This is a genomic window from Halomonas mongoliensis, assembly GCF_052496345.1.
In genome coordinates this window covers 2,014,248-2,025,275 of the sequence record NZ_CP199288.1, presented here as the reverse complement: position 1 = coordinate 2,025,275, position 11,028 = coordinate 2,014,248, and the positions used below count along the sequence as shown (strand labels likewise).

Annotated in this window: 9 protein-coding genes; 6 read left to right on the top strand and 3 right to left on the bottom strand. The window is 69.9% G+C overall.

From position 1 onward, the window contains the following. Positions 1-67 precede the first annotated feature (67 nt). Genes ACRYRV_RS09535 through ACRYRV_RS09525 form a run of 3 tightly spaced genes read left to right on the top strand, consistent with a single transcriptional unit; the run spans position 68 to position 4,129 of the window. Entirely contained in the window at positions 68-853 is a 786-nt protein-coding gene (locus ACRYRV_RS09535) for a GntR family transcriptional regulator (protein WP_299312581.1), read from the top strand. Beyond that, a complete protein-coding gene (locus ACRYRV_RS09530; RefSeq protein WP_444985295.1) occupies positions 850-2,754 on the top strand; it encodes a sensor histidine kinase in 1,905 nt (634 codons plus the stop codon). Before ACRYRV_RS09535 ends, ACRYRV_RS09530 begins: the two co-directional genes overlap by 4 nt. After that, positions 2,747-4,129: a sigma-54-dependent transcriptional regulator gene (locus ACRYRV_RS09525; protein ID WP_253446435.1), complete on the top strand. Its 1,383-nt coding sequence runs from the start codon at positions 2,747-2,749 to the stop codon at positions 4,127-4,129. The genes ACRYRV_RS09530 and ACRYRV_RS09525 overlap by 8 nt, the downstream gene beginning before the upstream one ends. Here ACRYRV_RS09525 and ACRYRV_RS09520 read toward each other — a convergent pair. The 3 genes from ACRYRV_RS09520 to ACRYRV_RS09510 all read right to left on the bottom strand — a co-directional run bounded on the left by ACRYRV_RS09520 (position 4,105) and on the right by ACRYRV_RS09510 (position 6,808). Continuing rightward, entirely contained in the window at positions 4,105-4,776 is a 672-nt protein-coding gene (locus ACRYRV_RS09520; protein WP_444985296.1) for a metal-dependent hydrolase, read from the bottom strand. The two genes, ACRYRV_RS09525 and ACRYRV_RS09520, sit on opposite strands and share 25 nt — an antisense overlap. Positions 4,777-4,895: 119 nt before the next feature. Beyond that, positions 4,896-5,447: a gamma carbonic anhydrase family protein gene (locus ACRYRV_RS09515; protein WP_309636726.1), complete on the bottom strand. Its 552-nt coding sequence runs from the start codon at positions 5,445-5,447 to the stop codon at positions 4,896-4,898. Between the two features lie 20 nt (positions 5,448-5,467). Beyond that, entirely contained in the window at positions 5,468-6,808 is a 1,341-nt protein-coding gene (locus ACRYRV_RS09510) for a sodium-dependent transporter (protein ID WP_444985297.1), read from the bottom strand. Positions 6,809-6,947: 139 nt separating this feature from the next. On the opposite strand from ACRYRV_RS09510, the gene prlC reads away from it, so the two are divergent. The 3 genes from prlC to ACRYRV_RS09495 all read left to right on the top strand — a co-directional run bounded on the left by prlC (position 6,948) and on the right by ACRYRV_RS09495 (position 11,018). Further along, entirely contained in the window at positions 6,948-8,996 is a 2,049-nt protein-coding gene (prlC, locus tag ACRYRV_RS09505; RefSeq protein WP_444985298.1) for an oligopeptidase A, read from the top strand. A gap of 68 nt (positions 8,997-9,064) precedes the next feature. After that, on the top strand, positions 9,065-9,310 hold the full coding sequence (locus tag ACRYRV_RS09500) for a YheV family putative zinc ribbon protein (protein ID WP_253446449.1): 246 nt from the start codon (positions 9,065-9,067) through the stop codon (positions 9,308-9,310). Between the two features lies 1 nt (position 9,311). After that, positions 9,312-11,018 carry a Na/Pi cotransporter family protein gene (locus tag ACRYRV_RS09495; RefSeq protein WP_444985299.1) on the top strand — a complete coding sequence of 569 codons (1,707 nt, stop codon included), beginning with the start codon at positions 9,312-9,314 and terminating at the stop codon, positions 11,016-11,018. Positions 11,019-11,028 lie beyond the last annotated feature (10 nt).

The window sequence follows — 11,028 nt, the reverse complement described above, 5'->3', positions numbered from 1 at the left end:
TATTACCAATTGAATGTCGTACCCTGTATCCCATACCGTATCCGCCACTCTCTTCGGAGCTCTCGCCATGGCCTATCAGCCGGTCCGACAACCACGCCTTGCCGATGTGATCACCGAGCGCCTCGAGGCGATGATCCTCGAGGGCAGCCTCAAGCCCGGTCAGCGCCTGCCCCCCGAGCGCGAGCTGGCCGAGCAGTTCGGGGTCTCCCGGCCCTCCCTGCGCGAGGCGATCCAGAAGCTGTCGGCGCGCAACCTCCTGGTGAGCCGTCAGGGGGGCGGCACCTTTATCTCGGAGGCGCTGACCAGCGGCTATAGCGACCCTATCCTGGAGATGCTCTCTCGCCACGGAGAGTTCCACCTGGACCTGCTGGAGTTCCGCGACGCCATGGAAGGCCTCTCCGCCTACTATGCGGCGCTGCGCTCAACGCCCACCGACAGGGCGCTGCTGATCAAGCGCTTCGAGGAGCTCGACGCCTGCTTCCAGGGCAAGGACCCGGCCCGGGAGGCCAAGGCCGACGCCGCCTTCCACCTGGCCATCGCCGAGGCCGCCCACAACGTCCTGCTGCTGCACACCATTCGGGGCATCTTCCACCTGCTGGAGAGGAGCATCGTCGACAACCTGGCCCACCTGTTCGAGAAGGAAGAGGCTCGCGGCCAGCTGATGACCCAGCACCGCGCCCTGCTGGACGCCATCCTCGAGGGGCGCGCCGAGGACGCCCGGGACCGGGCCCACGAGCACCTGGTCTACGTGGAGGAGGGCCTGCTGGAGCTGGCCCGCGCCGAGACCCGCGCCCAGCGCGCCCTGCGACGCGCCCAGGCAATGCCGGCACCGCGCCGGGAAGCCGCCTCGTGAGGGTAGCGCCCAGCTGGCGAACCCTGCTGCTGCTGGCAGCCCCCCTGGGGCTGGCCCTGGTCATGTGGCAGTCCGCCCTGGTGGCCCGGGACCAGGCCCTGCAGACCCTGCAGCAGGACGCCGAGAACGAGCTACGCCTCTCCGCGGCGGGGCTGACCGGCCACCTCTCACGTCACGACTACCTGCCGCGGCTGCTCGCCTCCCGGGAGGGGGTCCAGCGCTTTCTCTCCTCGCCACATGCCCAGGACGCCATGCCGCTCAACCTGCTGCTGGACCGCTTCCGGGCCACCGCCGACGTCTCAGACGTCTACCTGCTCGACCGCCACGCCGACACCCTGGCCGCCAGCAACTGGCACCGCCCCAACACCTTCATCGGCCAGAACTATGCCTTCCGCAGCTACTACACCGACGCCATCGCCGGGGGCCAGGGGCGCTTCTACGGCCTGGGCGTGCAGTCCCTGGAGCGCGGCTACTACTTCTCGTCGCCGGTCTGGCTCGATGACACCCAGCCCGACTCCAGCCCCGACGGGGTCATGGTGGTCAAGGTGCTGCTCGACGCCGTGGAGGAGAGCTGGGCCGACCAGGACGCCGAGCTGCTGGTCACCGACGAGGACGACATCATCTTCATGGCCAGCCGGGCGGAGCTGCGCATGACCTCCCTCCACCCCCTCTCCGAGGAGGAGCGCCAGGCGTTGCTGGCCACCCGCCGCTATGCCGACGAGCCGCTGACCCACTCCGGCGTCGAGGTGCTCGAGCACCGCGGCGCATACAGCCGCTTGGTTCGCTTCACTGATGGCCCCCTGGCCGGCCCCCGCTACCTCAGCGTCACCCGTCCCATGACCGAGTTCGGCTGGCAGATGCATATCCTCAAGCCGCTGAACCCGGTGCTGCAGGCCCAGTGGGTCTCGGCCCTGCTGGCCGGCGGCCTCTACGGCATCGTGCTGCTGGGCGGCGGCATCGGCTGGCAGCGCCTGCGCCTGCGCCGGGAGCGCGAGCAGTTCGCCGAACGCGAGCGCCAGACCCTGGCACGGGCCAGGGACGAGCTGGAACGCAGCGTTGCCCACCGGACGCGCGACCTGGTGGAGACCAACCGCCGGCTATCCGGCGAGATCGAGGAGCGCAAGCGCGCCGAGGAGAGCCTGCGCCAGACCCGCGACGAGCTGATCCAGGCCGCCAAGCTGGCGATGCTCGGACAGCTCGCCGCCGGCATCAACCACGAGCTCAACCAGCCCCTGGCCGCCATCCGCGCCTATGCGGAGAACGCTCGCACCTTCCTGGCGCGCCAGCGCCTGGAGAGCGCCGACCTCAACCTCGAGCAGATCGTCGAGCTGACCGCCCGGATGTCGGAGATCAGCGCCCAGCTGCGCCAGTTCTCGCGCAAGAGCGGCGAAACCCTCACCGCGGTCTCCCCCGAGGCCTGCTTCGACTATGCCCTGCGCCTCTTCCAGGCCCGGCTGCGTGAAACCGGCGTGGAGGTGGTCCGCCGCTGGCCCGAGCAGGCCGTCTGGGTGCGCGCCGACCTGGTCCGCCTCGAACAGGTACTCGTCAACCTGATCGGCAACGCCCTCCAGGCCATGACCGGCACCGCCGCCCCGCGCCTGGAGCTCGCCATCGACACCCAGGGCGAGCAGGTCGTGATGAGCGTGGCCGACAGCGGTCCCGGCATCCCCGTCGAGCACCTGGGCCATATCTTCGAACCCTTTTTCACCACCAAGCCCACCGGCAAGGGGCTGGGGCTCGGCCTGTCGATCTCCTCGCGCATCATCGACGACCTGGGCGGCAGCCTGACCGCCGCCAACTGCCCCGAAGGGGGGGCCCGCTTCACCATCCGCCTGCCCCGACACGCCACCCCATCCCCCGGCGGAGCCACCACCCACCAGGAGACTCTTCCCCATGCATGATCCGGCGGCTATCCCGGTGATGATCATCGACGATGAACCCCACCTGCGGATCACCGCCGGCCAGACCCTGGAGCTGGCCGGCTACGCACCCGCGCCCTACTCCGGCGCCGAAGAGGCGCTCGCCGCCCTGGCCCCGGACTTTCCCGGCGTGGTGGTCAGCGATATCCGCATGCCCGGCATGGACGGCATGGCGCTGCTGCGCGAGGTGCGCCAGCGGGATCCCGACCTGCCGGTGATCCTGATCACCGGTCACGGCGACATCTCCACGGCGGTGGAGGCGATGCGCGAAGGCGCCTGGGACTTCCTCGAGAAGCCCTTCGCCGCCGAGCGCCTGGTGGAGGTGGTGCGGCGCGGCGTCGAGAAGCGCCGCCTGAGCCTGGAGAATCGCGCGCTCAAGGCCGAGCTGGAGGCCCAGCAGTCCGCCCTCGGCCCGCGGCTGGTGGGGCGCACCCCGGCCATCCAGCGCCTCGCCGCCATGGTGCAGCGCATCAGCCAGGTGGATGCCGACGTGCTGCTATACGGCGAAACCGGCGCCGGCAAGGACCTGGTCGCCCGGGCCATCCACGAGCGCAGCCAGCGCGCCAGCCACCCCTTCGTGGCCATCAACTGCGGCGCGGTGCCCGAGAGCACCATCGAGTCGGAGCTGTTCGGCCACGAGAAGGGCGCCTTCACCGGCGCCGTGGAGCGGCGCATCGGCAAGTTCGAGCACGCCAGCGGCGGCACGGTGTTCCTGGACGAGATCGAGTCGATGCCCCTGTCCCTGCAGGTCAAGCTGCTGCGGGTGCTGCAGGAGCGCAGCGTGGAGCGACTGGGCGCCAATGTGCCGATTCCCCTGGATATCCGGGTGATCGCCGCCACCAAGGTGGATCTCAAGGCGGCCGCCGAGGCCGGTGAGTTTCGCGAAGACCTCTACTACCGCCTCAACGTGGTCACCCTGCCCATTCCGCCGCTGCGCGAGCGCCGCGAGGATATCCCGCTGCTCTTCCAGCACTTTGCGGTGGTCGCCGCCAACCGCAGCGGCCTGGAAGCGCCGCCCCTGGACGCCGCCGGCATCAGCGCCCTGCTGGCCCACGACTGGCCGGGTAACGTCCGCGAGCTGCGCAACCTGGCGGAGCGCTACGTGCTGCTGGGCGCCGCCTTCGACTATCGCCTGGAGGCGCTGCTGGAGGGCGCCGAGAGCGAGGCCGGCGAGCTTCCGCTGCCCCAGCAGGTGGAGCTGTTCGAGAAGAGCCTGATCGACCAGGCGCTTGCGCGCCATCGCGGCCGGGTCACCGAGGTGGCCGAGGGGCTGGGCCTGCCGCGCAAGACCCTCTACGACAAGCTGAAGAAGTACGGCCTCAAGGCCGAGGACTACCGCCAGAGCGCCGCGCCCTGAGCCAGCAGGCTCCACAGGGTCGCCCAGGCCGGCAGCCAGGGCAGCAGGTTGACCGCCGCCAGCAGCATCACCAGGGAGTTGCCCGGGGAGCGCCAGTCGAAGGGCTTGAGGGCGGTACCGAAGGAGCGCTTGATGCGCGCCCCGGTGAGGTCGACGCTGTAGAGCTCATCCAGCGCCAGATGGATCACGAAGCCCAGAGTCACCGCCACCCCGTGGGCCCAGGCCAGGGTATCGGGCTGGGCAAACAGCCGATGGCTGAGCGCTGCGGTCACCAGGCCACAGAGCCCCGCCGCCAGCAGCGAGTGCCAGAGGCCACGGTGCACGGTGAAGCGGGAAAAGAGAGCCCCTGCCAGATGGCGAACGGCCAGGTAGATGGCGCCGCAGGCGAGCAGCAGGCCACCGGTATCGAGCCGCCCCTGCAGCAGCAGGGCGCCGGCCACCACCGCCGGCACCGCCAGCAGATTGAAGATCAGCCGGATGGCCTTGGAACGGTCGGCGTCGATATCGGGCAGGATGCCCCCGAAGGTCACCAGCGCCAGCACCGGCAGGGCCTCCCAGGCCGTCCACAGGCCCGCCTGCCAGCCGCCATGGGCGGCCACGGCGCCGCCGGCGGCGGCCACGCCAAGATGGGTGCGAAAATCGGCCATGCCGGGGCGAGCCCTCGATGAACTGGAGAAATACGCACTGGATAAATCGCCAGATTATCACCGCCTCGGCATGGGGAAACAATGGCTTAGGAAATTATTCCTTCATTGCCACCGGGTCGTCACCCCTGGGCCTGACCCAGGTATTCATCCTTGAGCCTGACATAGTTGCCGGCGGTATAGGGGAAGAAGGCGCGCTCCTTCTCCTTGAGGGGACGCAGCGCCTTGGCCGGATTGCCGGCATAGACGTAGCCGCTCTCCAGGCGCTTGCCCGGGGTCACCACCGCGCCGGCGGCGATGATCACCTCGTCCTCCACCACGGCGCCGTCCATGACGATGGCCCCCATGCCCACCAAGATGCGGCTGCCCAGGGTCGCGCCGTGCAGGATCGCCTTGTGGCCGATGGTGACGTCGTCGCCGATGGTCAGGGGGAAGCCGCCGGGATTGAAGTCGCTGGCGTGGGTGATGTGCAGCACGCAGCCATCCTGCACGCTGGTGCGCGCGCCGATGCGGATGCGGTGCATGTCGCCGCGAACCACCGCCATGGGCCACACCGAGCTGTCATCCCCAAGCTCCACATCGCCCAGCACCAGGCTGGCCGGATCGATATAGACCCGTGCACCGAGCCGGGGAGTGGTGCCCTTCCAGGGGCGAATCGCCGTTGTCGCGCTCATCGTGAAATCCTCGTGTCGGTTCAGAACAGGCCGGCCACCAATACTACCAGCGTCAGGGGAATGGCGACCCAGCGCACCAGGCCGCGCCAGACGGCGAAGGCGCCGGGCGTCACGCCGAGCGCCCGGCGGGCCGCCTCCTCGGACATCACCCAGGCGGCGAAGATAGCGATCAGCAGCCCCCCCAGCGGCAGGAAGATCTCCGGCGGGATGGTGCTGACCAGCTCGAAGGCGTTCATGCCGAACAGCGGTCGCCACTCGGCCAGGGTCGAGAAGGAGAGCACGCTGAGCAGCCCCACCAGCCAGACCGCCAGGCCCACCAGGGCCGCCGCCGGGCCGCGGGCGAGCCCCAGTCCCTGCAGGGTCGCCACCATGGGTTCGGCCAGGTTGATTGAGGAGGTCCAGGTGGCCAGCAGCAGCAGCAGGAAGAAGACGCTGAGCCAGAGCGCCCCCCAGGGCAGCTGGGCGAAGGCGACGGGCAGGGTGACAAACATCAGCCCCGGCCCCTCGCCCGGGTCCATGCCCTGGGCGAAGACCACCGAGAAGATGGCGATGCCGGCCAGCAGCGCCACCGAGACATCCAGCACCGCCACGGCGCCGGCGGCACGGGGCAGGCTCTGTCGGTCCGGCATGTAGGCACCGTAGGCCATCAGCGCGCAGGCCCCCACCGCCAGGGTAAAGAAGGCGTGGCCCATGGCGTGCATCACCACCAGCGGCGTCACCGCCGAGAAGTCGGGCATGAAGAGCCAGGTCAGGGCCGGACCGAAGCCCTCGGTGGTGGCGGCGTAGCCGGCCAGCAGCAGCAGCAGCACGTAGAGCAGCGGCATCAGCAGGTTGTTGAGCCGCTCCAGCCCCTTGGCCACGCCGGCGGCCACCACCAGCATGGTCATGGCCAGGAAGAGGGTATGGTTGAAGGTCATGCGTCCCGGGTCGGCCAGGAAGGCATCGAAGCCGGCCCCGATCTCGGCGGCCGAGGCCCCCACGAAACCGCCGTTGATGGAGGTGACCAGGAACTCGATGGACCAGCCCGATACCACCGAGTAGAAGGAGAGGATGCAGAACACCGTGAAGGCCCCGAACAGCCCCAGGAGCCGCCAGTGGCGGCTGGCGCCGACCTCGGCCGCCAGGTGGCCCAGGGACGCCACCGGGCTGCGCCGCCCGGCGCGCCCCACCATGATCTCGGCCATCATCACCGGCAGCCCCAGCAGCAGCACGAAGGCAATATAGAGCAGCAGGAAGGCCGCTCCGCCGTTCTCGCCGGTGATATAGGGGAAGCGCCAGATGTTGCCCAGCCCCACCGCGGCACCGGTTACCGCCAGGATAAAGGCGCGCCGCGTGGTCCAGCGCTCCAGGGTCTCGCTCATCGTTTGCCCTCCCGCCGGGCCATCATGAAAGGCGGCAAGCCTAGCAGGCCGGCTCCTGCCGGCCAAACGTACGCATTGAAACCCGGGCCCGGCGCCCGCATCTAAGCCTCATTACACTCCCCCGACCCCCGAGGTGCGCATGTCCCGCAACCCGCTGCTCGAATCCCATGAGCTCCCCCCCTTCCACGAGATCCACGCCGACCAGGTGGTACCGGCCGTGGAGGAGCTGCTGGCCGAGAACCGCCGCGCCATCGAGGCGCTGGTCGAGCAGGCGAGCCGCGAGGCACCCAGCTGGGCGAGCCTGGCCGCCCCCCTGGAGTCCCTCAACGACCGCCTCTCCCGGGCTTGGTCGCCGGTCTCCCACCTCAACGGCACCATGAACAGCCCCGAGCTGCGCGAGGCCTATCAGGCCTGCCTGGGCAAGCTCTCCGAGTACAGCACCTGGCTCGGCCAGCATGAGGGGCTGTTCCGCGCCTGGCAGGCCCTCAAGGAGGGGCCGGCCTGGGCCGAGCTCGACGCGGGACAGCGCCGCACGGTGGAGAACACCCTGCGCGACTTCCGCCTGGCCGGGGTAGACCTGCCCGCCGAGCAGAAGCAGCGCTACGGCGAGATCAAGGCGCGCCTCTCGGAGCTCGGCAATACCTTCTCCAACCAGCTGCTGGATGCCACCCAGGCCTGGCACCTGGACCTGGCCGACGAGACCCGGCTGGCCGGCCTGCCCGAGAGCGCCCTGGCCGCCCTGCGCGCCAACGCCGAGGCCAAGGGCCAGGCCGGCTATCGGATCACCCTGGACTTCCCGAGCTTCTTCCCGGTAATGAGCTACGCCGACGACCGCGAGCTGCGCCGTGAGGTCTATACCGCCTTCGTGACCCGGGCCTCCGATCAGGGCCCCCACGCCGGAGAGTACGACAACGCCCCTATCATGGAGGAGACCCTGGCCCTGCGCCGGGAGCTCGCCGAGCTGCTCGGCTTTGCCACCTATGCCGACCTGTCGCTGGCCACCAAGATGGCCGAGTCGCCCGCTCAGGTGCTCGACTTCCTCGAGGACCTGGCCCGCCGCGCCGTGCCCCAGGCGAAGGAGGAGTTCGCCGAGCTCGAGGCCTACGCCCGGGAGGAGCTGGGCATGGTCGAGCTCGCCCCCTGGGACGTGGGCTACGCCAGCGAGAAGCTGCGCGAGGCGCGCCACGCCATCTCCCAGGAGCAGCTGCGCCCCTACTTCCCCGCCCCCCGGGTGGTGGATGGTCTCTTCCAGGTGGTGGAGCGGCTCTTCGGCGTCACCTTCGAGGAGGACAACGAGGCGCCCCGCTACCACAAGGATGTGCGTTTCTTCCGCATCCTGGAGGGCGGCACTCCCATCGCCGGCTTCTACCTGGATCTCTACGCCCGGGAGGGCAAGCGCGGCGGCGCCTGGATGGACGAGTGCCGGGTTCGCCGCCTGGAGGGCGACAGCCTTCAGCTGCCGGTGGCCTACCTGACCTGCAACTTCACCCGCCCGGTGGGCGACAAGCCCGCGCTGCTCACCCATGACGAGGTCACCACCCTCTTCCACGAGTTCGGGCACGGCCTGCACCATATGCTGACCCGGCAGACGGTGGCGGACATCTCCGGCATCAACGGCGTGGCCTGGGACGCCGTGGAGCTCCCCAGCCAGTTCATGGAGAACTACTGCTGGGAGCGCGAGGGCCTCGACCTGATCGCCGGCCACGTGGAGAGCGGCGAGCCGCTACCCGCCGAGCTGCTGGAGAAGCTCCAGGCGGCCAAGAACTTCCAGTCCGCCATGGGCATGGTGCGCCAGCTGGAATTCTCGATCTTCGACCTGCGCCTGCACCACGAGCTCGAGGCCCCCGCGGCCGATGAGGTCCAGGGGCTGCTCGACGAGGTGCGCAGTCGCGTCTCGGTGGTGCCCCGCGCCCCCTTCAACCGCTTCCAGAACGGCTTCAGCCATATCTTTGCCGGCGGCTATGCGGCGGGCTACTACAGTTACAAGTGGGCCGAGGTGCTCTCCGCCGACGCCTGGAGCGCCTTCGAGGAAGCGGGTATCTTCGACCCCGAGACCGGCCGCCGCTTCCGCACCGAGATCCTCGAGCAGGGCGGCGCCCGGGATGCCGCCGAGCTGTTCCGCGCCTTCCGCGGCCGCGAGCCCAGCGTCGAACCGCTGCTGCGCCACAGCGGCATCCGGGCGGCCTGAGCCGTCCCCCCCCCCTGCCGCCGAGCCGGCCTCGGCGGCATCGCCTTCCCTTCACCCCTGGAGACAACATGGCCGTAGCCAAACGCTTTATTGCCGGCGCCATCTGCCCGCGCTGCGCGGAGATGGACCGCATCCGCAGCTGGGAACAGCACGGCATCCGCTACCGTGAGTGCGTCAGCTGCGACTTCTTCGAGCAGCTGCCCATCGAGGACGAGACACTTCCCGAGCTGACCACCCGCGTCAACCAGGCGCGCGAGGAGCAGAGCCAGGAGGACTTCCAGCCGGTGAAGATCCTCGACCCCAAGGGACACTGAGGTGAATCGCCAGGGAGTGGCAGAGGCGCTGCTGTCGCGGCGCCACCACCTGGAGGCGCTGGGGCTTGCCGCCGCCGCCGCCCTGCTGCTGGCGCGCATGGACCTGGCCACCCTGGCCGCCGGGCTCGGCCTCTTCCTGTGGGGCATGACCCACCTGAGTGACGCCATCAAGCGCCTCTCGGGCGGCACTCTGAACCGCTGGCTCCACGCGGCCACCCGTCATCCCCTGCGCGCCATCGGCGTCGGCGCCACCGCCACGGCGCTGGTGCAGTCCAGCTCCCTGGTCACCCTGCTCTCGCTCTCCTTCGTCGGTGCGGGCCTCGTCGCCCTGCCCGGCGCCATCGCCCTGCTGTTTGGCGCCAACCTCGGGACCACCACCGGCGCCTGGCTGATCGCCGGCTTCGGCCTGCGCTTCGACCTCGCCCACTTCGCCATGCCCTTCCTGGCCCTGGGGCTGCTGGGCTCGCGAGTGCTCAAGGATGGCCGCGCCGCGGCGGCCGGCGTGCTGCTGGGCATCGGCCTGCTGTTTCTCGGCATCGACTTCATGAAGCTCGGCTTCGAGGCGTGGCAGGACGGCCTCTCCCTGGACGGCCTGGCCGGCGGCAGCATCTGGCACTGGCCGCTGTTCGTACTCTTCGGCATCGTCGCCACGGTAGTGATGCAGTCGAGCCACGCCACCCTGCTGATTACCCTGGCGGCTCTGGCCGGCGGACAGCTGCCCTACCTGCCGGCCCTGGCCATCGCCATCGGTGCCAATATCGGCACCACCGTCACCGCGGTACTGGGAGCGCTCGGGGCCGGCGCCGCGGCACGCCGGCTGGCCGGGGCCCACGTGGTGTTCAACCTGGTCACCGCCGCCGTGGCCCTGGCGCTGCTGGTGCCACTGGCCTGGCTGGTGGATGAGCTGGCCGAGCTTATCGGCCTCGCCGCGGACGCCTGGCCGCTCAAGCTGGCGCTCTTCCACACCCTCTTCAACCTGCTCGGCATCGCCCTGATGCTGCCGCTGATTCCGCGGCTCGCCGCACGGCTGGAGCGCGCCTTCCCCGAGCCTGCGCGCATCCCGCCCGCCCAGGCACGCTACCTGAACAGCACCGCCCTGGAGCACGCCGACACGGCACTTGCCGCCATGGAGCAGGAGTGTCAGCGCCTCAACCGGCGCGCCTACCACCTGCTCTGCTCGGCGATCCTGATGCCCAGCGCCGACGTCATCGGCCACCCGCCCAGTCGGGAGGTGGTCAAGGCGCGCATCGACCCCAGCGCCTGGCCAAAGGTCAACGCCCGCTATCACGAGCAGATCAAGCCGCTGATGGCGGAGATCCTCGACTTCTACGCCCGGCTCGACATGCCTCTCACCGACGCCCAGCAGGCGCGGCTCGCCACCCTCTACTCGCGCACCCTGCGCATGGTGGAGGCGGTACGCTTCGGCGAGGTGCTGCAGCGCAGCCTGATGCGCCATGCCGCCCCGGCCAGCCCCCTGCGCGAGGCCCATGACGATATCCGCCTGGCCCTGGCCCGGGGCCTCAACCGCCTGGCCGTCGCACCGGAGTCGGCGGATGTCACCTCGCCCATCGATGAGGTGCGCGAGCAGTGGCAGCAGGCCCTGGCCGAGCGGCTGCGTCAGCACCGCCTGGACCCCTGGCTCGCCTCCTCGCTGATGAACGACCTGCATCAGGCGACGCGCCTGATGGGGGCCCTGACGCCCGCCTGATCCTCGTGCG